Source organism: Candidatus Sphingomonas colombiensis, from assembly GCA_029202845.1.
Lineage (GTDB): Bacteria > Pseudomonadota > Alphaproteobacteria > Sphingomonadales > Sphingomonadaceae > Sphingomonas > Sphingomonas colombiensis.
The window spans coordinates 1,319,179-1,342,145 of sequence record CP119315.1 but is presented as its reverse complement, the minus strand read 5'-3'; the positions used below and the strand labels follow the sequence as shown (position 1 = coordinate 1,342,145).

The 22,967-nt window shown below is 69.2% G+C and carries 15 protein-coding genes and 2 pseudogenes; 4 read left to right on the top strand and 13 right to left on the bottom strand.

The features are described from left to right. Window positions 1–55: 55 nt before the first annotated feature. From purH to P0Y64_06340, 4 genes and pseudogenes are all read right to left on the bottom strand, one after another. Window positions 56–1,629, bottom strand: a pseudogene (purH, locus tag P0Y64_06355) (bifunctional phosphoribosylaminoimidazolecarboxamide formyltransferase/IMP cyclohydrolase). 100 nt (window positions 1,630–1,729) lie between these two features. After that, window positions 1,730–3,463, bottom strand: a complete 1,734-nt coding sequence (locus tag P0Y64_06350; protein WEK44415.1) for a heparinase II/III family protein — start codon at window positions 3,461–3,463, stop codon at window positions 1,730–1,732. After that, complete coding sequence (rpe, locus tag P0Y64_06345) at window positions 3,460–4,122, bottom strand: ribulose-phosphate 3-epimerase (protein ID WEK44414.1); 663 nt, start codon at window positions 4,120–4,122, stop codon at window positions 3,460–3,462. The genes P0Y64_06350 and rpe overlap by 4 nt, the downstream gene beginning before the upstream one ends. 69 nt (window positions 4,123–4,191) lie before the next feature. Next, complete coding sequence (locus P0Y64_06340) at window positions 4,192–5,484, bottom strand: transcription antitermination factor NusB (protein WEK44413.1); 1,293 nt, start codon at window positions 5,482–5,484, stop codon at window positions 4,192–4,194. Between the two features lie 40 nt (window positions 5,485–5,524). On the opposite strand from P0Y64_06340, the gene P0Y64_06335 reads away from it, so the two are divergent. Next, the gene (locus P0Y64_06335) at window positions 5,525–5,686 is read left to right on the top strand and encodes a DUF1674 domain-containing protein (protein ID WEK44412.1); all 162 of its coding nucleotides are present in this window, start codon (window positions 5,525–5,527) and stop codon (window positions 5,684–5,686) included. Between the two features lie 114 nt (window positions 5,687–5,800). On the opposite strand, the gene P0Y64_06330 is transcribed toward P0Y64_06335, so the two are convergent. The 3 genes from P0Y64_06330 to tsaD are packed head-to-tail and all read right to left on the bottom strand — an operon-like array spanning window position 5,801 to window position 8,327. Further along, entirely contained in the window at window positions 5,801–6,331 is a 531-nt protein-coding gene (locus P0Y64_06330; GenBank protein ID WEK44411.1) for a DUF1697 domain-containing protein, read from the bottom strand. A gap of 2 nt (window positions 6,332–6,333) precedes the next feature. Continuing rightward, window positions 6,334–7,305, bottom strand: coding sequence for an NAD(P)-dependent glycerol-3-phosphate dehydrogenase (locus tag P0Y64_06325; GenBank protein WEK44410.1), 972 nt, complete (start codon window positions 7,303–7,305; stop codon window positions 6,334–6,336). Next, window positions 7,302–8,327 (bottom strand): tRNA (adenosine(37)-N6)-threonylcarbamoyltransferase complex transferase subunit TsaD, encoded by a 1,026-nt coding sequence (gene tsaD / locus P0Y64_06320; protein ID WEK44409.1) that lies wholly within the window; start codon window positions 8,325–8,327, stop codon window positions 7,302–7,304. The genes P0Y64_06325 and tsaD overlap by 4 nt, the downstream gene beginning before the upstream one ends. A gap of 59 nt (window positions 8,328–8,386) precedes the next feature. Here tsaD and hemC point away from each other — a divergent pair, with 59 nt between their 5' ends. The 3 genes from hemC to P0Y64_06305 are packed head-to-tail and all read left to right on the top strand — an operon-like array spanning window position 8,387 to window position 10,887. After that, window positions 8,387–9,292, top strand: a complete 906-nt coding sequence (gene hemC, locus P0Y64_06315; GenBank protein WEK44408.1) for a hydroxymethylbilane synthase — start codon at window positions 8,387–8,389, stop codon at window positions 9,290–9,292. After that, entirely contained in the window at window positions 9,289–9,957 is a 669-nt protein-coding gene (locus P0Y64_06310) for a uroporphyrinogen-III synthase (protein WEK44407.1), read from the top strand. Before hemC ends, P0Y64_06310 begins: the two co-directional genes overlap by 4 nt. A gap of 24 nt (window positions 9,958–9,981) precedes the next feature. Further along, entirely contained in the window at window positions 9,982–10,887 is a 906-nt protein-coding gene (locus tag P0Y64_06305; protein WEK44406.1) for a hypothetical protein, read from the top strand. Here P0Y64_06305 and P0Y64_06300 read toward each other — a convergent pair. From P0Y64_06300 to lysA, 6 genes and pseudogenes are all read right to left on the bottom strand, one after another. Next, window positions 10,880–11,677: a DUF72 domain-containing protein gene (locus P0Y64_06300; GenBank protein WEK44405.1), complete on the bottom strand. Its 798-nt coding sequence runs from the start codon at window positions 11,675–11,677 to the stop codon at window positions 10,880–10,882. The genes P0Y64_06305 and P0Y64_06300 overlap by 8 nt on opposite strands. A 161-nt stretch (window positions 11,678–11,838) precedes the next feature. Then, a complete protein-coding gene (pbpC, locus tag P0Y64_06295) occupies window positions 11,839–13,977 on the bottom strand; it encodes a penicillin-binding protein 1C (GenBank protein ID WEK44404.1) in 2,139 nt (712 codons plus the stop codon). Next, window positions 13,974–19,751, bottom strand: a complete 5,778-nt coding sequence (locus P0Y64_06290) for an MG2 domain-containing protein (GenBank protein WEK44403.1) — start codon at window positions 19,749–19,751, stop codon at window positions 13,974–13,976. The genes pbpC and P0Y64_06290 overlap by 4 nt, the downstream gene beginning before the upstream one ends. A gap of 87 nt (window positions 19,752–19,838) precedes the next feature. Then, the gene (locus P0Y64_06285; GenBank protein ID WEK44402.1) at window positions 19,839–20,792 is read right to left on the bottom strand and encodes a CorA family divalent cation transporter; all 954 of its coding nucleotides are present in this window, start codon (window positions 20,790–20,792) and stop codon (window positions 19,839–19,841) included. Continuing rightward, window positions 20,789–21,541, bottom strand: coding sequence for a siroheme synthase (locus tag P0Y64_06280; GenBank protein ID WEK44401.1), 753 nt, complete (start codon window positions 21,539–21,541; stop codon window positions 20,789–20,791). The genes P0Y64_06285 and P0Y64_06280 overlap by 4 nt, the downstream gene beginning before the upstream one ends. Continuing rightward, window positions 21,538–22,802: pseudogene (gene lysA, locus P0Y64_06275) on the bottom strand (diaminopimelate decarboxylase). Before lysA ends, P0Y64_06280 begins: the two are co-directional and overlap by 4 nt. Between the last annotated feature and the right edge of the window lie 165 nt (window positions 22,803–22,967).

The following is a 22,967-nucleotide window of genomic DNA, read 5'->3' as shown; positions in this document are numbered from 1 at the left end:
CCGCGCGCGCCATGATGAGAGGCGGGGGGAGAGAGCAGGCCGACGCTGCGGCGGATCAATGACGGAAGTGGCGCATCCCGGTGAAGACCATCGCCAGGCCCGCCTCGTCGGCGGCCGCGATCACCTCGGCGTCGCGGATCGAGCCGCCCGGCTGGATCACCGCCGTCGCGCCAGCCTCGACCGCCGCGAGCAGCCCGTCGGCGAAGGGGAAGAAGGCGTCGGAGGCCACCGCCGAGCCGATCGTGCGCGGCGTGGCCCAGCCGGCCTTGTCGGCCGCGTCCTTCGGCCTTCCACGCGGCGATCCGCGCGCTTTCGCAGCCGGTTCATCTGGCCCGCGCCGACGCCGGCGGTGCCGCCGTCCTTGGCATAGACGATCGCGTTCGACTTGACGTGCTTGGCGACCGTCCAGGCAAAGCGGCAATCGGCCAGTTCCTGTGGCGTCGGCTGGCGCTTCGTCACCACCTTGAGCATCTCATCGGTTAGGCCGCCATTGTCGCGCGACTGCACCAGCCAGCCGCCGGTGATCGACTTGGCGGTCATGCCCGTGCGCGCCGGATCGGGAAGCGCGCCGGTGAGCAGCAGGCGCAAATTCTTCTTCGCCGCGAACAGCGCGATCGCTTCCTCATCAGCATCGGGGGCGACCACCACTTCGGTGAAGATGCCGGTGATCGCCTTGGCCGTCGCCGCATCGAGCGTGCGGTTGAGCGCGATGATCCCGCCGAATGTGGACACGGTGTCGCAGGCGAACGCCGCCTCATATGCCTCGGCCAGCGTCGCCGCGCTTGCCACGCCGCACGGATTGGCATGTTTGACGATCACGCAGGTCGGCGCGGCATCGCGGAATTCGCTCACCAGCTCCAGCGCGGCATCGGCATCATTGAGGTTGTTGTAGCTCAGCTCCTTGCCCTGCACCTGTCGCGCCTGGCCGATGCCCGGCGTCGAGGGGCCGGCATGGTTGTAGAAAGCGGCCTGCTGGTGCGGGTTCTCGCCGTAGCGCAGCACGGTGGGGGACTGGAGGACGAACGGCAAAGTCGCGGGGAACATCTGCTGCTGATCGGCGAAACCGAACCAGCTCGCGATCATGGAATCATAGGTCGCGGTTGCCGCGAACGCCTTGGCCGCCAGCCGCTTGCGCTCATCGAGATCGGTCTCGCCCTTCGCGACGGTGGCATAATCCGCCGGATCGGTGACGATCGCGACATAGGCATGGTTTTTCGCGGCCGAGCGCACCATCGAGGGGCCGCCGATATCGATATTCTCGATGATCTCGTCGCGGCCCGCGCCCTTGGCGACGGTCTGGGCGAAAGGATAGAGGTTCACGACCACCAGATCGATCGCGCCGATCGCGTGCTCGGCCATCGCGGCGGCGTGGGCGGGATCGTCGCGCACCGCGAGCAGCCCGCCATGGACCATCGGGTGCAGCGTCTTGACGCGGCCGTCCATCATCTCGGGAAAGCCGGTGAGGTCCGACACGTCGCGTACCTCAAGCCCGGCATCGCGCAATGCCTTGGCGGTGCCGCCGGTCGAGACCAGCTCGACGCCACGCCCGGCGAGCGTGCGGGCCAGATCGACCACCCCCGTCTTGTCGGAAACGGAAAGGAGCGCGCGCTTGATAGGGATCGTGGTCATGTCGGCCTTGCGAAGCTTGGGAGGACTCGCCGCGCCTCTTAGAACCGGTTTGGAGGTCGCGCCACCCTGCGCCGCCCTAGCTCCTGAATGTCGATCCGCCCTAGCGCGCGCGTTTGAGCGCCCAGCTTACGCTCGCGCCACCGGATTCCGCCGTGCCGGTGATGACGAGCTGCTGCGTCGCGACCGGGCGGCCGTCCGCATCGATCCACAGGCTGTCCTCGATCGTCAGCGAATCGCCACGCACGCGGAATTGCCACAGCGCGCCGCCGGGTACGCGCAGCACGGCGGCGAGGCCGTCGGCGGTGGGCGATGCCTCCACCCCGCGCCCGAGATGGAAGCGGATCGCGAACGGCGTCGCGCCGGGGCGACGGCGGCGTCCCTTGGGCAGTAGCGAGTCTTCGCCACGCAGCTCGCGCCCGTCGCCGGTCAGCACCAGCTGGCGGCGATGGACGAAGCCGAAACGGCGGACGTAACCGTCATGGCTCGCCTCGATCCGGTTGGCGCCATCGGACTCCTGTCGTGACAGTTCCACCTCCGCCACGCCCTTGCCGAGCGTGCCGTCCGCGAGGATCGCGGTGGAGTTTGAATCCGCCAGCGTCAGCGTGGAATGCGCAGCGGTGGTGCGCAGCGCCTCGACCAATTCGCGTGGGATACGCGTCGAGGCAGCGCGCGCGCCGCCGCAATTGATGATCAGCCGCGTCGCACCGTCCGAAAATTCGAACGCCAGCGTCGAGGCGCAGCCGCCATCCACCACGCGCGCCACCGGGGGCGGCGCCGCATCCATGATGAGGACGGCATTGCCCCCGGTCAGCCGCTGATAGCCCCATTCGCGGGCCTGTTTGAGCGGGCGCGCGCGCACGCCGGTCGCCTCGACGATCTGCGCGACACGCTCGGCGGATACCGGGCCGCCGCCCTGCCAGCTCGCCAGTCCGCGATCGGCGTGGCAGGTGCCGAGCAGCGCGGGGATCATCCGTGCCAGCGCCGCCTCGGCCGGTTCGGGCAGTTCCAGCCGCCGCGCGGCATAGCATTCGCGAAGGCTCACCAGCAGCATCGCGATATCGAGCAACGCATCGGGCGCGCGGCTCACCGCGCCGCCATCCTCGAACAATGCGGTGGAAAGCGCGCGGGCCAGCCCCGCCTCACCGAACACGCGGCGCGGATCGCCGCCGGGGATCAGCAGCCCCGCCGCGACCAGCCCGCACCACGCGGCGACGCGCTTCGGCCCCGGCGGCGTCTTGTCAGCGCCGCGATCGAGATGCCGCGCGCCGCGCGCCAGCGTGTTCAGCACCTTGGAGCGATAGATAAGATCGGTCGAAGAGAGGATCAGCGGGGCGTGCGCGGTCCAGAACAGCATCCGCCGGCCCCAGATATCCGGCCGCCACGCGACGCCCGACACCTTGTCGGCATGCGCGAGCAGCCAGCGCGACATGAGGCCCTCGGCGATCGGCGCACCCTGCGCACGCGTCGCGACCGAGGACAGATCGCGCAGCCACGCGAAGGACTGGAGATAATCGGCAAAGCCCGGCGCGACATCGAGCGCACGGAAATCGAGACTGGCGATTTCCCGCATGTCGCCACGCCATTCGGCGCGCCCTTCGAGCAACGCCTGCCCGCGCTTCGCATCGCCGTATAGCGGATCTTCCGGCACGGCGATCAGCTTCAACGGATAACGCCCCTTGAGGCGGAAGCTGTGGATCGGCGTGCGCCAGGTGAGCCGATCGAGCGTCTGCGACAGGCGCTCGGTGAGCGACAGCCCGCGATCGCCGCCCGATCGTACCAGCCGCTTGCCCTGCTCGATCCCGTCGGCGCCGGGATCGCCGCCCGGTGCGTTCATTCGCCCCGGAGCGCCCGGATATTGGCGGCATAGGCATCCGGCCCGCCACGGAAGGTGGCGGTGCCGGCGACCAGAGCGTCAGCGCCGGCGTCGATCGCCAGCCGCGCGGTGCGCTGGTCGATTCCGCCATCGACCTCCAGATCGATATCGCGCCCGCTCATATCGATCATCGCGCGGATCGCGGCGATCTTGCGCAACTGGCTGTCGATGAAGCTCTGCCCGCCGAAGCCGGGGTTGACGCTCATCACCAGCACCAGATCGACCATGTCGAGCAGATAATCGAGGATTTCCACAGGGGTCGCGGGGTTGAGCACCACGCCGGCGCGCTTGCCGAGGCTCTTGATATGCTGGACCGTGCGGTGGACGTGGGGGCCGGCCTCCGGGTGGACGGTGATAATGTCCGCGCCGGCCTCCGCAAAGGCATCGAGATAGGCGTCGACCGGCGAGATCATCAGATGAACATCGAACGGCTTGGTGGTGTGCGGGCGTAGCGCCTTCACCACCGCCGGGCCGATCGTGATGTTCGGCACGAAATGACCATCCATCACATCGACGTGAATCCAGTCCGCGCCGGCGGCGTCGATCGCGCGCACCTCCTCGCCCAGCTTCGCGAAATCGGCGGACAATATGGAAGGCGCGATACGGACTGGCTTGGTCATGATGCTCCGCTGCTGCAACAGATGCCCGCCGGGCTGGCGGACGCAGCCATGCCTTAACGCGCGATTCGCTCAGGCGGAAGCGCGTCGCAGCCGTGCGACGAAAAAGCCGTCGCAGCCACCCTTCGCCTCAACCGTTCCGGGCAGCGTGCGGACATGCCCATCGGCATGCGCGGTGATGCCCTCCGGCAATTCGCCCGCGATCGGCGGCGCGATCGAATAATCGCTACGCAGCCCGAGAAACCGCGCCAGTTGCGCCTCGCCCTCCGCCGGTTCGAGCGAGCATGTGGCATAGACGAGCGTGCCGCCCGGCTTCACCCATTCCGCCGCGCGATCGAGGATGCGCTGTTGCAGCTCGGCCATCTCCGCGATCACGCCGGGATGCGCGCGATGCAGCACATCAGGATGGCGGCGGAAGATGCCGGTGGCGCTGCATGGCGCATCGACCAGCACGGCATGAGCCGGGGCGCCGGGGGACCATTGCAGGAGATTGGCCACCACCGTCTCCGCCTCAAGCCCGATGCGGGCGAGATTATCGTCAAGTCGCGCGGCGCGACTTTTCGAGGCGTCCACCGCCGTTACCTGCCAGCCGGCGGCGGCGAGCTGGAGCGTCTTTCCGCCCGGCGCGGCGCACAGATCGAGCGCGTGCCCGTTGCCGGCGCCGATCAGCCGCGCGGGGATCGAGGCCGCAAGATCCTGCACCCACCACGCGCCTTCGTCATAGCCGGCGAGTTCGGGCACCGGCCCGGCATCAGTGAGGCGCAGATGGCCCGGGGCGAGGCTCTCGCCCTCCAGCCCGGCCCATGACGGATCGCGCAACGAGAGATCGAGCGCCGGCGGCGCGGCGATCGCGCGGGCGGCGGCGGTGACCACTTCATCGCCCCACGCCTCACGCCAGCGCGTAGCGACATCCTCCGGCAATGTCGGCGTTTCGGGCAGCATCGCGTTACGGCGGGAGAGCGTGCCGAACACGCCATGGACCAGCCGGCGCGGGCCACCGTCGACCAGCGGCAGGACGGTGGCGATCGCGGCGTGCGGCGGGGTGCCGAGCCCCAATGTCTGGGCGAGTGCGATGCGGAGCGCCATCCGCGCCTTGGCATCATCCGGCAGGCGCTGGCTGGTGGCCGAATCGATCAGCGCGTCGAGATCGGGCAGACGGCGCAGCGTTTCCGCCGCAATGGCATGGGCGAGGCCGCGATCTGGCGGGGAGATCAGATCGCGCGTCGCGGCGGGCAATGCCGTTTCCAGCGCCTCACCACGCCGCAACACCGCGTCGAGCAGGCGCAGTGCGGCGCGCCTGGTTTTCGTGCCGAGCGGCTCGACGGGGCGGGAGCGGGAATTGCGGGGCTTGGCGTGGGTCGTCATCGCGCCCATGTGGCGGTTAACCAGCAAGATCGGAAGAGCAATGTCGAAACGCCCCCCGCATGTGCAAGCGCCGGCCTATCTTTCGCCGAACCCGCCGGTGCCGAAACCCGCGCCCGGCAAGGATGGTCCGGCCGATCCGAACGATCGCAATCCCACGCGCTTCGGCGATTGGGAACTGAAGGGAATCGCGGTCGATTTCTAGGACGGATTTTGCGCGCTTCCGGTGCTCACGTACTGGAAGTACGCTGCGCTCCGGGTCGCGCGAAATCACCAATTTCGCCACACCATCTTCTGACGGTCGATCCGCCCTAAATGGTCAGGCGGTCTGTTCGGCCAGTTTGAGCAGCGTGTTCCAGTTGCGCGCGGTGGCGGCCTTGGGGAATTTCGCGCGCGACATCGCCGGTGGCAGTTTCGACCGGCCGATGCCGTCGGGATAATCGACGAACAGCTCGCGGCCGATCGCGTGGATGCGTTCCGGGCCGTCATAATTGTCGGCGAGCGTGGTCAGCGCCGACGGAGCGATCGGCTGGTGCAGGAAGAATATCTGCACATGGTTCGGCCGCGTTTCCGCTTCGTGTGGAAAGGGATTGGCGGCGATGATCGCGGTAAGCGCGTGATGGTCGCGCAGGAACCAGTCGGTATCCAGGCCGAGCTTTTCGCGCGCCGCCGCCTGCAAGCGTTGCTCCAGCGCGGGGCCATCCGTTTCGTCGCTGTCGAATAATGCGTTGCCCGAGGCGAGCAGGGTGGTGACATCGCGCATTCCCTCCGCCCCCAGAAACCCGCGCAGATCGGTCATCGCGACATTCTTGCCGGCGTTGATGCTCTTGAGCAGCGCGGCCCAGCGCATTGTCAGGCCTCGTCGCGCAATGGGCGGGAGAGCAGGTCGCGCGTCACCTCGCGCACGTCCGCGCCATCGAGCAACTGGCACACCGCATCGACGATCGGCATGTCCGCCCTCGCCTCACGCGCTGCTTCGGCCAGCACCGGGGCGGTGAACGCGCCTTCCGCCACCGTGCGGCGATCGGCAAGCAAGGTCGCGGCCTGCTCGCCACGCCCGAGGCCAAGGCCGAGCGAGAAATTGCGCGAACTGGTCGAGGAACAGGTGAGGACGAGATCGCCCAGCCCCGACAGCCCCGCCAGCGTCTCCGCCCGTGCGCCGCGCGCGAGGCCGAAGCGCGTCATCTCCGCGAAACCGCGCGCGATCAGCGCGGCGCGGGCGTTCTGGCCGAGGCCGGCGCCCTCAACCACGCCACAGGCGATCGCCAGCACGTTCTTCACCGCGCCGCCGATCTCCGCGCCCACAACGTCGCTCGAGGCATAAGGGCGGAAGGCCGGGCCGGCGAGCCGCGCCGCCAGCCGGGCCTGAAGCTCGCTATCCTCGCACGCGAGCGTGACGGCGGTGGGCAGCCCGGCGGCCACCTCATGCGCGAAGGTGGGGCCGGAGAGCACCGCGATCGGCGCGTCGGGGTGCGCGGCATGTGCCACCTCACCGACCAGCCGGCGCGATCCGGCCTCGATCCCCTTGGCGCACATCACCAGCGGGGTCGCGCCAACCGGCGTTTCGGCGAGCACGCGCCCGACGTGCTGGGCGGGGGCGACCACCAGCAGCGCCTCCATCCCCGCAAGATCGCCAAGCGCGCCGGTCGCACGGATCGCGGGGGACAGCGGAACGCCGGGCAGGAACAGCGGATTGGCGTGATCGGCGTTGACCGAGGCGACCACCTCCGGCTCGCGCGCCCATAGCAGCACCTCGCCGCCGCGCGCCGCGACCTGCGCCAGCGCGGTGCCCCATGCGCCGCCGCCGATCACCCCGATCCTCATGCCTTCACCCCCGCGCCACGCACCGTTTCCGCCGAAGGATCGAGCGGCCAGCGCGCGCGCGCCGGCACGTCGAGCGCGTCGGTGAGGCCGGCCGTGAATCGCTCCACGCCCGCCCATGCGATCATCGCGGCGTTATCGGTGCACAGCCACAAGGGCGGCGCGACGAAGCGCAGGTGGTTGTCGATCGCCAGCGCCTCCAGTGCCCCGCGCACCGCGCTATTGGCCGCGACTCCGCCGGCGACGACCAGCGCGGTCGCGCCATCGGCACGGTGAAGGGCGCGGCGCGTGCGATCGATCAGGCAATCGACCACCGCCTGCTGGAACGATGCCGCGATATCCTCCGGCGCATGATGCCCGACAGCGCGCACCACCGCGCTTTTCAGCCCGGCGAAGGAGAAATGCGGCTCGGCCGATCCGAGCAACGGGCGCGGCAGCGGCACGGCCTTGGCATTGCCAAGCGCCGCGGCGCGCTCCACCGCCGGGCCGCCGGGGAAGCCGAGACCGAGCGACTTGGCGGTCTTGTCGAATGCTTCGCCCGCCGCGTCGTCGATCGTCGTGGCGAGGCGGCGATATCGGCCGACGCCCTCCACCAGCAGCAACTGGCAATGCCCGCCCGATACGAGCAACAGCAGATAGGGAAATTCGAGATCGGGATCGGACAGGCGCGGGCTGAGCGCATGACCCTCCAGATGATTGACCGCGATCAATGGCTTGCCGATCGCATGGGCGATCGCCTTGCCCGTGACCAGCCCGACCATCACGCCGCCGATCAGCCCCGGCCCGGCGGTCGCGGCGATGGCGTCGACCCGGCTCAGCGAGACGCCGGCATCGGCCAGCGCCGCTTCGATCAACGGCTCCATCGCCTCGACATGCGCGCGCGCGGCGATTTCGGGCACCACGCCCCCATAAGGGCGATGCGCCGCTTCCTGACCGGCAAGCCGGTGCGCCAGCACGCGCCGCTCGCCGTCGACCAGCGCGGCGGCAGTCTCGTCACAGGAGGATTCGAGGCCAAGGATCAGCATGGCCAATCCTCTATCCGCTCGTTCCGAACTTGTCGAAGGGCGCGGCTTGGGTCATCGGGATGGACATGACCTTTCGCCTAGGCACCCGTGCTTCGCCCCTTGCGCTCACCCAGGCGGAGATGGTGCGCGACGCGCTGATCGCCGCGCATCCCGGTATCGCGATCGAACTGGTGCCGATGCGCACCACCGGCGACAAGGTGCAGGATCGCGCGCTGGCCGAGATCGGCGGCAAGGGGCTGTGGACCAAGGAGCTGGATCGCGCGCTGCTCGATGGGGAGGTCGATGCCTGCGTCCATTCGGGCAAAGACGTCGAGACGATCCGCCCGGCGGAGATCGCCATCGCCGCGATGCTGCCGCGCGCCGATGTACGTGACCGGCTGATCGGCGCGGAATCGATCGCGGCGCTGCCGAACGGCGCGGTGGTCGGCACCAGTTCGCCGCGTCGTCGCGCGCAATTGCTTCACCTGCGCCCCGATCTGAAGATCGTGCTGTTCCGGGGCAATGTCGCGACGCGGCTCGCCAAGCTGGAAGCGGGGGAGGCGGACGCGACGCTGCTTGCCGCCGCCGGGCTGGATCGGCTCGGGCGGCACGATCTGGGCGCGGCGATCGCGATCGACGAGATGCTGCCCGCGCCATCGCAGGCGGCGGTGGCGATCGAGATACGCGCCGGCTCCCCGGCAGCGGCGATCATCGCGGCGATCGATGACGCGCCGACCAGCGCGGCCGTGCTGACCGAGCGCGCCTTGCTCGCGGCGCTGGACGCGGGGTGTCATTCGCCGGTCGGCGCGTTGGCGCGGATCGTGGACGGGCGGATCGTGCTGCGCGCGCAATTACTGTCCGAAGATGGTGCCGAGATGATCGCGGGCGAGCTGTCCGGCACCCCCGGCGAGGATATCGCCGGCGCGCTGGCGCGTGATCTGCTGGCGCGCGCGCCGGCGGCGGTGAAGCGGCTGTTCGGCGGATGACGCGCACTGCGATCGTACTGCGCCCCGCGCCCGGCGACGCGCAGACGATCGCGCGGCTCGCGGCGCTCGATATCCCGGCGCGCGCGCTGCCACTGTTCGCGGTCGAGCCGGTCGCATGGTCGCTGCCGGAGGGTGAGTTCGATGCGCTGCTCGTCACCAGCGCCAATGCGATGCGCCACGCGGGCGACGGACTGGCGGCGGTGCGTGCGCTGCCGGTGGTCGCGGTAGGCGAGGGGAGCGCCGCTGCCGCACGGGAAGCCGGCCTGCGCGTCGCGCTCGCCGGAACGAGCGATGGCGTCGCGGTGATCGCGGCGGCGCGCGCGGCGGGGTTCGCGCGGCTGCTCCATCTCGTCGGGCATGATCGGATCGGGTTACACGGCGTCACCGCGGTCACCGTCTATCGCAGCCGCGCGCTCGATCCCGCGCGCGGCGCGCTGGCGGTGGCGCGCGGGCAGGTCGTATTGCTCCATTCGCCGCGTGCCGCGCGCCATTTCGCCGCGCTGAGCGATCGCGATGGCGTGCCGCGCGATACGATCCGTCTCGCCGCGCTGAGCGAGGCGGTGGCGAACGCCGCCGGTACGGGATGGGGCGATATCGCCGTCGCGGCGCGCCCCGATGACATGTTGCTCGTCACGCTCGCCGCCAAGCTCGCGATTGACCCGTGACGCTGGCGCGGGGATAGTGCGCCCATGAACGATCCTATGCCGAGCGAAACCGCCGCGCGCCGGCCGCGGGTCGGGCTGGTGACGATTTTTATCGTGCTGGCCTTTGCCATCGGCATCGCGCTGATGTTTTTCGCGATGCGCAATTCGGGCGGATGGTTCATCCACACCCCCGCATCGAACCCACCCGCGCCCGCCGCTGCCCCTGTCGAGCCGCAGCCGGCCGCAGCACCATCCCCGCCCGCCCCGCCGCCCGATCTCGACGCGCTGGCGACGCGCGAAACCACGCTTGCCGCGCAACTCGCCGCGCTGGAGGCGCGCGCGGCGGAGATCGGCAGCACTTCCGCCGCCGCCGCCACGCAGGCTGGTCGTGCGGAGGCGATGATGGTCGCCTTCGCCACGCGCCGCGCGATCGATCGCGGGCTGCCGCTCGGCTATCTCGAGGTGCAATTGCGCGAACGCTTCGGCAAGATCGCGCCTGGTCCGGTGGCCGCCGTTATCCAGGCGGCGCGCCAGCCGGTGACGATCGCCGCATTGCGGCAGGCGCTCGACAATAACGCCGATGTGCTGATCAACGGGGATGATGGCTGGCTGGAAGGGCTGCGGCTTCAGCTCGGCAAGCTGATCATCCTGCACGACGCCAATACCCCGTCGCAGCTTCCCGGCGAGCGACTGGCGCGCGCGCGGCGGTTGCTTGAATCCGGGCAGGTGCAGGCGGCGCTGGGGGAGGTCTCACGCCTGCCGGGCGCGACGGATTCGGGCAATTGGGCGACGGCCGCGCGGCGCTTTATCGATGCGCATCGCGCGCTCGATGCGATCGAGGCGGCGGCGTTGATGCTCCCCCCGCCCGCGCCGCCGAAGCAGGATGAGGCGGATGCGGCCCCGGCGCCCGCGCCCGAACCGCTCGCGCCACCGCCGCCGGGCGTTATTTGACGCGATCGATCAGCGCCATCGCGCCGTGCGGGGCACGGATCTTTGCGCCATTGATGAAGAATATGAACGCATCGCGCGGCGCTAGTTCCGGTTTCGCGGGATCGACATAAGGCAGGTTTTCCGGCGCCTCGCCGGCCGCCCATTCGCGCGCCGCGCCCGCCCAGCGATCGAGCGCCGCTGGCGTATAGCCCGCCGGCTCCTCCTCCACGGCATTCTCCAGCCGGGCATAGGTGAAAGCGCCCGTCACATCGGCGATCGCGGGATAATCGGCCGAATCGGCATAGACGATCGCCACCCCGGCAGCGCGACACATCGCGATAAAGGCAGTGTCGGCGAAGGATTCGTGCCGCACCTGCACCGCGTGGCGCAGCGCCACGCCGTCATGGTTCGAGGGCAGCAGCTTGAGGAAGGCGCCGAAATCATCGGCATCGAATTTCTTGGTCGCCATGAATTGCCACAGGATCGGGCCGAGCTTGTCTCCCAGCTCCACGATCCCCTGCCCGACGAAGCGCGCGACCGATTCACCGGCCTCCGCCAGCACCTTGCGATTGGTGCAGAAGCGCGAGGCCTTGAGCGTGAAGACGAAACCGTCGGGCACCGTATTCGCCCATCCGGCGAAGGTCGCGGGTTTGAAGCCGCTGTAATAAGTGCCGTTGACCTCGATCGCGGTCAGTTTGCCGGCGGCATATTCCAGCTCGCGCTTTACCGGCCATTTCGGCGGGTAGAAGCTGTCGCGCCACGGCTCGTAGGTCCAGCCGCCGATACCGATGCGAATCGTGCCCTTGCTCATCGCGCGATCATAGCAGGCCTCGCCGGTGCGCGCTTCGGCCGCGTCGCATGGTAAGCAACGACGCGGCCAGTGCCGACAGCGCGACACTAGCCCCCAAAGGGAAGGGGCCGGATCATCAACGCGCGATCCCGATGGCGGTTCGCGGGCGACGAAAAATCCGCTCAGCGTACCGTAAAGGTCACACGATCGACGACGCGCCCCGCCACATCGACCAGTGCGAGCTGGTGCTTGCCCGGCGCGGGGAACATCGGCGCGATCGCTTCGGCGGGGCCGAGATCGCGCGCGTCGAGCCGCAGCCGGTGCGTCGTCGCTGCACCGGTTACCGATACCGACAGCCGCTGCCGATCGCGCGGGATATCCGGATCGAGCGCATAGACGCTGCCAGAGACCGGGGCGGCGATGCGCGGGCGGCGCGCTTCGGCCGGTGCGACATCCGCGCGGGCGAAGGAGGTTCCGGCGAGAAACCATTCGCGGCGCGGTTGCTCGCGCGTGCCGGGGAAGGCGATTTGCCGTGCCTCCACGCCGGGCGGCGGGGGCGGGGCATGGCCGGCGCGCGTACCGCCCAGCGCCAGCATCACGTCACGCCATACCGGCGCCGCGCCGCTGGTGCCGGAAACCGCGCGCATCGCATCGCCTTCGACATTGCCGACCCACACCGCGACGGTGAAACGTGTCGAGAAGCCGACGCACCAATTGTCGCGCATCGCCTTGGACGTGCCCGTCTTCACCGCCGCCCAGAACGGCAGCCGCAGCGCTGAATCGAGCCCGAACGTGCCGGCGCGGGCGACCGGATCGGACAGCATATCGCCAACGATCCATGCCGCGGCCGGCGTGGTGATCGCGCGTGGCGGCGTGTGCGGATCATCCGCCGTCAGCCGCAGCGTGGACCAGCGCCCGCCTTGCGCGAGGCTGCGATAGGCCGCCGCCTGTTCCTGCAGCGTCACCTCCGCCGAGCCGAGTGCGAGGCTGAAGCCGTAATAAGCGCCATCCTCCACCAGTCCGCGATAGCCGGTATCCCACAAGCGATCGCGGAACGGATCGACGCCGACGAGCAGCAAGGTGCGCACCGCGGGCACGTTGAGCGAACCGGCCAGCGCCGCGCGCGCCGAGACCGGCCCCTTGAACGCGCGATCGTAATTCTGCGGGACATACAGACCCGACGCGGTGTCGAGCTGCACCGGAGAATCGTCGAGGATCGAGGCGGGGGTGAGATAGCCCTTTTCGATCGCTTCGGCGTAGAGGAACGGCTTCAGCGTCGATCCCGCCTGCCGATAGGCGTTGGCGCCGTCCACCGCCGGCGCGGTCGAATTTCCGCCGATCCCGCCGACATAGGCGAGCACGTCGCCGCTGGCATTGTCGACGACGATCACCGCGCCATCGCGCGCGCGGGTCGCACCCAGCCCGAGAAGTTGGCGGCGCAAAGCGGCGGTCGCCACACGCTGGACGTTGATGTCGAGCGTGGTGGAAACGCGCATCCCCGGCTTTTTTAGCAAGCGGTCCGCGAGATGCGGCGCCAGCCCCGGATCGAGCGCGAGGCTGCGCGCCGGGCCGAGCATCGACGCGGCAAGCGCGGGATAGCGCGCGCAATCGCGATCATGCGCCAGCAGGCAGGCACGACGTGCGACGTTGCTGGCTGGCGCCTGCGGATTGGGCAGCAGCGCCGCGAGCAGCAGCGCATCGTCGCGGGTCAGGGTGGCGGGCGTCTTGCCGAATAGCCCGAGCGCGGCGGCGCCGATCCCCTGCGCCTCTCCGCGAAAGCCGGCCAGATTGAGATAGGCTTCGAGGATCTGGTCGCGGCTCCAGGTATCGCCGATCGTCCGTGCCGCCCTGATCTGCCGCAACTTATCGCGCCAGCCGCGTGCGCCCGGCCGCGCGAGATCGGGCGAGAGGAAGCCGGCGAGTTGCATCGCCAGCGTGCTCGCGCCGCGCGGGCGCTTGCCGGTGATCCGATCGCGCACCGCCCCGCCCAGCGCGAGCCAGTCGACCCCGCCATGATCGGCGAAGCGCCGGTCCTCGGCGGCGATGATCGTGGTGCGGACGATCGGTGCGATCTGATCGAGCGGGGTCCATGCCAGTCGCCGTGACGCGAAATCGACCCGCGAGGAATCGAGCAGCACGCCGTTGCGATCGTAAAGCCACGCTTCCGATGGCCGCCACGCCGCGCGGACCTGCGCATAACCGGCCAGCGGTGGCGGCCGCGTGAACCAGTCGATGAGGCCGAACAGCGTCGCGACCAGCAGAATCGCCACGATCGGCCACGCGCGCCGCGCCGGCGGGGCAGGCGCGCGCGTGTCGTTCACCTTTGCACCACGACCACCGGCGCATTCGGCACCGCCGCATGGATCGCGGGCGAATACATCGCCTCGACCCGCGTCGGCGGGAGCTGGAAGCGGCCCGCGCCGTTCAGCCGCAGCATATAAGACGCCTGGAAACGTCCGCGCGGCACCCACGCATAGAAGCCGCGCCACGCGGTATTGCCGCGCTCGACATAGGCGGGGACGACGCCAGCCTGCACCTCCCACAATTTGCCATCGCCATCCACCGCGCCGAACTTCACGCCGTCGCCCGCACTGGCCTGATCGGCGAGCATCTTCGATTGGCCGCCGAGATCGCCGATGATTGTCGCGCTGGCGGGGATCGGATCGTCGATCACCACCCAGTTGCGCTCTGCCGTCGCGTCGACCGTGAGCGTGACGCGCAGCACATCGCCGCGCGTCAGTTGCCCGGCGATGCGACGCTGCACCACATCCACCTTGCGCGTCAGGCGATAACCGGCGGAGAGCGGCTGGGTCAGCGGCACGGCGGCCTTCACCGAGACGGTCGCCCATGGCCCGTCGCCGCCAGACTGGCGGAGCACCAGCGGTGTTTGCCCCGCTGGCAAAGGCAGCGACGCCTGCCGGCGATCGGTTGCCAGCGGCCAGGCGAAGCTCGCGCTGCGCCCGCCAAGCGTCGCGGTGGTCGTGCCCGCGATCGCGCTCGCCGGGTAGAGCTGGGCGAAGCGTCGCACGGTCAGCGCCCCCCAGGCGTTGGCCGTCGTGGTGTCCCAGCGCCCGCGCTGCTGGCGCGATGCGATGCCGACCATCATCTTCGGCCCCTCATCCTGCCAGCCCGGCCGGCCGAGCATTGCCAGCAATGCCTTGATCGAGCCCTCGTCGGCCGACGACATCAGCCACCATGGCGTGTTCGACGCATCGGAAAGATCGAGCCGCGTGCCTTCATAAACCAGCCGGCTGCGCAGCGCATTCTCGCCCGCCCCGCGCAGCGCCTGCGCATTGGCCAGCCCCGGCACGCGATCGAGCGCGAGCAGATAGTCGGCGAGGCTGGCGGTCGGCATTTCGGCCGGGGTCAGCCCGATCTGGCCGAGCATCGCGGGGGTCGCGGCGCCCGCCCGCGCCAGCGCGGCGAAGGCGGCGAGCCGCTGGAGCCGCACGTCGCCATATTCCTCATGCCGCAAGCGCCCGTCGAGCACGGCGCGCAGCCCCTCGATCATCTTGGTGCGGCTCGCATCCGGGATTGGCAGGCCGGCCTCTCCTGCCATCGACAGGACATAGGCCGTGAGCGCCTCCGATCCTTGCAGGCTTTCGCTCGGCCAATAGCGGAGGAGACCGTCCGGTGCCTGATAGGCCGGAATGTCGGCGGCCAGCCGCGCCCAACCGGGCGTGTCACCGAGTGCCACGATACGGCTCATCTGCTGTTCGAAGCAGGTATAGGGATAGGCCGCCATGAACGCGCGGACCCCCGCCATCGGCGGCGCGAGCGTGTCATCAAGTCGGATATCGACCGAGCCCATCCCGCCGATCGCGCCAGCGGGCGCACGGATCGGAATCACCGTATCCGCGCCCACTCGCGCGAGCGTCGACGCCCATACCTCGACCGGTACGGCGGGCACGACCTCTTGCGAGACGGTTACCTTGTCCGCCGCGCGGCCATCGCTGGACTTCGCGGTGACCTGCCAGCGCAGATTGCTCGCTTGCGGCGGCGCGGTGAGGTTCCACGCGATCGGCGCGGCACCGCCGGCCGGGATCGTCACGGTCAGCGGCCTGCCCGTCGCGATGCGCGGGGTGAGCGCCACCTCCGCCGTCACCGTCATCGGCTTGTCGGAGCCGTTCCTGAGCGTGAAGCCGGCTGCATATTGATCGCCGGTGCGCACCGCCGGGGGCAGCCCCGCGTAAACCGACAGATCCTGCGCGGTGCGGATATTGACGGTGCCGGTGCCGAAGCGATCCGCCCCATCGGTGGCGATCGCCACCAGCCGGAACGACGTCAATGCGTCATTGAGCGCGACGGGCACGATCACCCGCCCGTTGGCATCGAGCGCGACGCGCCCTTTCCACAGCAGCACCGGCTGGAAATTCTCGCGGTTAAGCGCCGTGGCATCGCCGCCGCCGCCACCACCAGCCTCCACCGCCTTGCGGCCGTAATGCCGCTTGCCCACCACCTGCATCTGCGCGGTGGCGGTTAGGACGGAAAGCGGGCGTTCGCCCATCATCGCGGTCAGCACATCCCATGATTCATTGGGCGCGAGCTGGAGCAACGCCTGATCGACCGCGGCGAAGGCGACATCGGCGGTGCGCGCCGGCTTGCCGTCCGGCCCGCGCACCTGAATGGCGACCTGCGCGGTATCGCGCGCGGCATAGCGTTCGCGATCGGCCTTCACCGTCACGTCGAGCGTATGCGCTTCCCACCCGACCTTCACCTTGGCGATGCCGAGGCGATAGGCCGGCTTGGAGAGATCGACCAGCGCCGTTGCCGCGGGGGCCTCGTTGCGCGCGCCGAACAGGCTCTTGAACCAGCCCCACCAGCTTTGCGTCACGCGCCCGCGCACCGCCATCACCGAGACATAGACATCGGGCGCATAGCTGCCCGGCATCTTCACCTCGACCACCGGGTCTTTCCCCGACAATTGCGTGACGAAGCTGGAAAGCACGCCCTCGCGCTCAACCGTCACCAGCGCGGTCGCCTCGCGGAACGGCATGCGAACCTGGAAACGCGCGGTGTCGCCGGCCTTATAGGCGGGCTGTTCGGGCACCACGTCCATCCGGTCGCCATTGTCGCCGCCGAACCACCAGTCGTCGTCGCCCGCCAGCCACACCGAGCGCACCGCGCGCGCGACATTGCCGTCCGCGTCCGCAGTGGTGACGACGGCATAGACCTCGCCGGAAACGCCGGGGTTGGCCGCGCATTGCGCCAACCCCTGCGCGTCGGTCGTCGCGGTGCAGGAGGCTGAGAGCTTCGTCGTCCGCATCTGATTGTCATAGGCGTAGAAGCCGCCGATCAGCCGGCGCCGCGCGGTCAATATCTGGCGGCTGTAGAGCGCGACCGCGATCTTCTGGCCCTTGATCGGCTTGCCATCGGGATCGAGCGCGACGAAGCGCAGCCGCAGATCATCCTGCTTCATCAGCCAGCCGTCGGTCTTGACGCCGAGTTGCACGCGTGATGCGAACACCGGGATCGTGCGCGATGCGGTCAGCGTCTGGCCGTTGGCATCCTGATAATCCATCTCGACCGTCATGTCGGTCGTGCCGTCGAGCCCTTGCGGCACCTCGACCGTCTGGCGCCCGGTGCCGTCCGCACCCAGCTTTGCGGGAAGCGTCTGCGTCGGCGGCAGAGTGGGCGCATCCTCCTCACCATCGCCGTTGAGCGGCTTCACGCCCTCCTGCACGGCGCGGCCGCCGAAGGTATAGGCCTCATAGCCATCGGGGTTGCTGCGCCGCGCGAACCAGCCGACGCGCAGATCGACCGGCAGGTTCGATGCGCCGCCGCCGGAGAGATAACCGGCGAACAGGTCGAGCGGCACCGTTTTGGGGCGCACCAATGCGCCTTTCGGCCCGCTTACCGTCGCACGCATCGTCGGCAGGCGATATTCGTCGAGCCGGAACGACTGGCTGGTGTAGATCGTGCGGTCCCCGGCGATCACGCGCAGGTCGTAATCGCCCATTGGCGCGCCCTTTGGCGCGGTCCAGCTCGTCTCGCCCGTGCCGTTCGCGTCGATCGTCAGCGGCAGATCGAATTCGGTATCCGATCCGCGATGCGACAGCCGCAATGTGCCCGTGAAACCGGCGGGAATAGTGAAGCCCGCGCCGACCGGGTGGCGCACGATATGTTTCATGTGGACCGTCTCGCCGGCACGGACCAGCGCGCGATCGAACACGGTGTGAAACACATCGCCGGGCTTCGAATAGCCATAGGGCAGATCGAAATCATAGGGGCGGATGCCGTTGCCCCATTCGGTCAGCGTGAAGCTGAAATCGTCGCCGGCGCGGGCCGAGATCATCAGCGGATGCGCGGACGAATTATCGCGGCAACTGCCATAGGTTTCCGGCTCCGGCAGGCCGCCAGCCACCATGAGCGCCCCGGAACGATCGGTCGCGCCGCGCGCCAGCAATTTGCCGGTGCAACTGTCGGTGATCGCGATTGCGGCATTTGCGACCGGCTCGCTGCTGTCGAGCGCGGTCACCCAGGCCAGGCTGCGCTCGCGGCCCCATTTGAAATGCACCGCCATGTTGGTGACGAGCGCGGACGCGGCGACATAGCGTGTCGCATCCCGCCCGAGCAGCGCGCGGCCCAGCACCGGGCTGGCGAGTTCGACGACGTAGAAGCCGGGCTTGCCGAGGGGCACGCCGACCACCTCGAAATCGCGCCCCTTGCCGGGCAGCGCCACCGTGAGTGGCGCGCCCTTGCCGCCGAGGATCGACGTGTCGCCCGTATGGTTGACCTCCACCGATTCCTTGCCGCGCTTGACGGTTTCGTACCTGCTGTCGTCGGCCGATCCGACGCGGCGCAGCCAGTCGGCCACATCGCCGTCACTGTTCGCGACACGCAGCGCCTGTCCGCCGACCGCGAGGTTGCGCCCCTGTAGCGCGGGCTCGACGTTGCGCACCGTCACCGGCAGCACGCCGCCTTCCTTCGCCTCAAGGATGCCGAAGGGCGCGGCGAACTTCACCAGCGGCGGCGCGCGATCGAAACGGATGTCGAGCGGGAAACGCTCCGCATTGGAAAGCGCGCGACCGCTCTCGTCCTTCACATTCTGCGGCAATTCCAGCTTGGCGGCGGTGTCGAACGGTAGCGGCGCGGCGAAGGAGATATCGGCGATCGTCGCCTTTTTCTTTTCGTCGGCGCTGATGGTCGGCGCGATCTTCTTGCCGTCGGCCAGCGTGATGCGGATCGCCTGCGCGGTCGACATCGGCACCGGCGCGGTGAAGCGCACCCACGCCTTTTCGACCGGGCTGCATCCCGCCTGCGGATTGACGCGCGAACATTCGAAGCGCGCCGCGAACGGCTTGCGCACCGTATAGTCGAAGCGCTGGTCGGTGCCGGCGCGCTTCCCGCCGGCAGCCGCGATGTTCGCGCCCCACACCAGCGCCATGTCACGCCCCGGAGGCAGGTTGCGACGGCATTTCAGCGCAACGACATTGCTCAGCGCGCGCTGGCGATCGGCGGCGCCTTCGGGCAGGTCCGCCGCGATGCCGGCATTTTCGAGGAAGCTGCGGACCTCCCAGCGATCCTTGCCCATTTCCTTGAGCAACTTGCCGGGCAGATCGGCGGCCAGCACGTCGACCGGAATCTTCTCGCCGATACCGTCGACCGCGCAATAAGCGTTGGCCGCGACCGAGCGCGGATCCGGTGACATATTCGCCGCGACGAGGAACGCCTGATCCTCCTCGATCTCATCGCCGCTGCCTGATGGCAGCACCGCGCGCGCCACCGGGCCACCGGCATCGACGGTGAAGCTCCGCGTGCCGGCCAGCGCATAGCCGGCGACGCTTTTCAGCCCCTCCACCGTCTTGAAGGCGCAGCTCGTGCCGCCCGGCAGCGGGCGGGTGAATTCGTAAACCCAGGTCTGCTGATCGACCCAGCGGCCCTTCCCCTCGACCGGGCATTGCGTGGTGGCAGGGGCGGCGGCGCGCGGATCGCCCAGCGGCGCCATTGGCTGGCTGAAGCGCATCGTGAAGCGCTCGATCGCCCCATTGCCGATCCCCGGCTGCGCGAGGATCACCCGCGGCGCATTGTCGCTGAGCGCCGCCACCGGGGCGATCGCCAGCGCGAGCAGGGCGAGCTTTGCCGCGAGCTTCATGATTATCCTCCCGAGATAGCCGCGACGCTATCGGCAGGAGGGCCCTCAAGTCCAGCGCGAAAAGGCGCGGCTTTCTATCGGTTTAGGCTAACGGCGGAACCAGCGGTTGCGCAGAAAATAGAGCACGATCGCCGCCGAGATGACGACGCAGGCGATCATGATAGCGTCGAACGCCCATGGCTTTTGCGCATAAGGAAGGCCCGAGACGTTCATCCCGTACAGGCCGGTGAGAAAGGTGAGCGGCAGGAACACCATCGCGGCGATCGCGATGATCAGGCTGCGCGTGTCGATCAGTTCGGCGCGCAGATCGGTGAGCGTTTCGTGGATCAGGCTCGATCGCTCGCGGATCGCTTCGAGTTCCTCGGCCATGCGCGCCGCGCGATCGGCGGCGGCGGCGACATGGGCGCGATCGTCCCCGTCCAGCCAGTCACCGGGTAACTGCGCCATCTTCTCCAGCGCGGCGCGCTGCGGATTGAGGAAGCGGCGATAGCTGATCGCGGCGATGCGGACATGGGTTACGCGGCGGCGCAGCTCGAACACGCGATCGGCGTCCAGCTGTTGCTCGCAATCGTCGATCTGGTCACCCAGATCCGCCACCACGGGATCGAGATCATTGGTGATCGCGGTGGCGAAGGCGGTGATCAGATCGCCCGGATCGCTCACCGTCCCGTCTTTCACCGCCTGTTCGACGGTATCGGTGGCGAGCAGGTGCTTGCGCGTGACCGAAATCACCCGCCCCTTGGTCGCCCAGATGCGCACCGAGGCGAGGAGATCGGACGAATCGATATCCTCCTCCGTGCGGCCGCGCAGGTTGAGAAAGGCGCCCGCCTCGAAGCCGTCGCAGCGCGGGCGCGTTTCCTGCGCGATCAGCGCCTCGACCAGATATTCCGGGAGCTGTGCCTGATCGCGCAGCCACGCCGCGGCCTCCGCATTGGTGGCGGACAGGTGAATCCACGCCAGCCTGACCGAACAGTTCAGCGCTTCCTTCACGGTGACGCGCTGCACTTTGCCGTCGTCAATGCGATAGCCGAATCCGCTCACAGCATCTCCACGTCCACGGTCAGTCCAGATTCTGCGTCCAACGGCGCGGCGGCGCATTCGATCCGTACGGCATCGGCGCGCGCGCGATCGAGGATGGCACGCGGCACGTTGGCGCGATGCATCACGCGATCGGCATTGGCGAGCGCGCGCGCCTCGCGCAGCGTGAGATCATCGGGATCGGCGGAGCGCAGCTTGAGCGCGACAAGCGCGCCTGCGGTCGTCGCCGCCGCAGGGGGGTGGGCATCGGGCATGTCGCCATGATCGCGCAGCGGATCGAGCGCGCCGCCCGTCGCCAGCGCCGCGCCGATCGCGCGGCGTCGCTCGGCCGCCTCGGGATAAAGCGCGCGCCACGCCGGGCGCGCCGCATGCAGCGCGCTAGCCAGCGCCCCGAGCCGCGCGGGCAGCAATGCTTCAAGTCGTTGGCGCAGCGCCGCCGCCAGCCCGGCGGAGGCGCCGGCGGTGCCGATCGCGACGATCACCGGCGCGCGATCGACGATCGCCGGCAGCGTGAAATCGCACAATTCAGGCCGATCGACCGCATTGACCAGCACGCCACGCGCCCTGAGCCGCGCGACCGCTGCATCATCATCGACGACGATGGCGAGCACGGCATCGTCTGCCTCGCCCACCACAATGGCGCCCGCGCGCTCCAGCAGCCGCCGCTTCGCGTCGGCCGCTTCGCCTTCCCCCACCAGAATCACCGGCCGTCGCTCCAGCCGGACGAACAGGGGAAGGGCGGGGAGCGTCACAGCCAGTCGGGCACCCGTTCCGCGTCGAGAATCGTCTCGGCGGCGATGCGATCGGCGACCACGACATAGCGATCGCCATCCACCAGCACCTCCGGCACCAACGCGCGGCTGTTGTAAGTGGAGGCCATGGTCGCGCCATAAGCCCCGGCGGTGCGGAAGATGCCGAGATCGCCGCGCTTCACGCTGTCGATCTCACGCCCCATCGCGAAAGTGTCGCCCGTTTCGCATACCGGGCCCGCGATATTGGCGACCATCGTCTCGCCGCTCGGGCGCACGGCGGAGAAATCGTGCCATGCGTCGTACATCGCCGGGCGGGCGAGATCGTTCATCGCCGCGTCGACGATGACATATGGGTGCACCACGCCGGGCTTCACCCAGATCACCTCGGTCAGCAGCACGCCGGCATTGCCCGCGATGACGCGCCCCGGCTCGAACATCAGCTCGACATCCCAGCCGGCGGTCGCACGGGCGACCATCGCGCCGTAATCCGCCGGGGAGGGCGGTAGGTCGAGCGGCTTGTATGGCACGCCCAGCCCGCCGCCGAGATCGACATGGGTGATCGTGTGGCCGCGCGCGCGCAGCTCCGCGACCAGCTCGCCGACACGGCGATAGGCTGCGTCGAGCGGCGCGAGATCGAACAACTGGCTGCCGATATGGATCGCGACGCCGCGCAGGTTCAGCCCATCGGCAGCGGCGCGAGCCGATCGAAGATCGCGGGGGCGAGGTCGATCGGCACGCCGAACTTATTGTCCTTCTTGCCGGTCGAGATCTTGGCGTGGGTGCCGGCGTCGACGTCCGGGATTGACGCGCAGCACGGCCGGTGCGGTCAGCCCGCGCGCGGCGGCGAGCGCGGCGAGCACCACGCCCTCCTCCTCCAGCTCGAGGTTGAACTGGCCGATCCCGGCCTCCAGCCCGCTGCACCAGCTCGGCGATCGGTCTTGCCGACGCCGGAGAAGACGATGTCCTCCGCCGGCATCCCGGCGGCCAGCGCGCGCGCCATCTCGCCCCCGGAGACGACGTCGGCGCCATAGCCTTCGTCGGCCAGCACGCGCAGCACGCCGATATTGGGATTGGCCTTGATCGCATAAGCGAGATGCACCTCGCCCGGCGGATTTCAGGCCGTCGCGGAACACCTGTGCATGGCGACGGCAGCGTCGCGGCGGAATAGACATAGACGGGTGTGCCCACCTCTGCGGCGATTTTCGCCGAGCGGCACGCCTTCGCAGTGGAGCGCGCCGTCGATCTTCGAAAAATGGTCCATCAGCGCGGCGGCAGGTCGAATTGATCCGACCGGCGATCCATGAGAGTTGGTGAGCAGATCGTCGCCGCGCTCGGGGCGCGCCTGCGCCGAGGGATCGGATCAGTCGGCTGGCGGACGGCGCCGCATCCGCGCCATAAGGGGCGGGCGGCAGGCTATCGCCCTTGG

Bases quoted from the DNA above. Each gene is read 5' to 3' on its own strand.
- hemC (WEK44408.1), top strand. From the start codon at position 8,387: ATGGACATGACCTTTCGCCTAGGCACCCGTGCTTCGCCCCTTGCGCTC.
- P0Y64_06290 (WEK44403.1), bottom strand. From the start codon at position 19,751: ATGAAGCTCGCGGCAAAGCTCGCCCTGCTCGCGCTGGCGATCGCCCCG.
- P0Y64_06305 (WEK44406.1), top strand. From the start codon at position 9,982: ATGAACGATCCTATGCCGAGCGAAACCGCCGCGCGCCGGCCGCGGGTC.
- rpe (WEK44414.1), bottom strand. From the start codon at position 4,122: ATGACCAAGCCAGTCCGTATCGCGCCTTCCATATTGTCCGCCGATTTC.
- P0Y64_06340 (WEK44413.1), bottom strand. From the start codon at position 5,484: ATGACGACCCACGCCAAGCCCCGCAATTCCCGCTCCCGCCCCGTCGAG.
- P0Y64_06335 (WEK44412.1), top strand. From the start codon at position 5,525: ATGTCGAAACGCCCCCCGCATGTGCAAGCGCCGGCCTATCTTTCGCCG.
- P0Y64_06330 (WEK44411.1), bottom strand. From the start codon at position 6,331: ATGCGCTGGGCCGCGCTGCTCAAGAGCATCAACGCCGGCAAGAATGTC.
- tsaD (WEK44409.1), bottom strand. From the start codon at position 8,327: ATGCTGATCCTTGGCCTCGAATCCTCCTGTGACGAGACTGCCGCCGCG.
- P0Y64_06325 (WEK44410.1), bottom strand. From the start codon at position 7,305: ATGAGGATCGGGGTGATCGGCGGCGGCGCATGGGGCACCGCGCTGGCG.
- P0Y64_06300 (WEK44405.1), bottom strand. From the start codon at position 11,677: ATGAGCAAGGGCACGATTCGCATCGGTATCGGCGGCTGGACCTACGAG.
- P0Y64_06310 (WEK44407.1), top strand. From the start codon at position 9,289: ATGACGCGCACTGCGATCGTACTGCGCCCCGCGCCCGGCGACGCGCAG.
- P0Y64_06350 (WEK44415.1), bottom strand. From the start codon at position 3,463: ATGAACGCACCGGGCGGCGATCCCGGCGCCGACGGGATCGAGCAGGGC.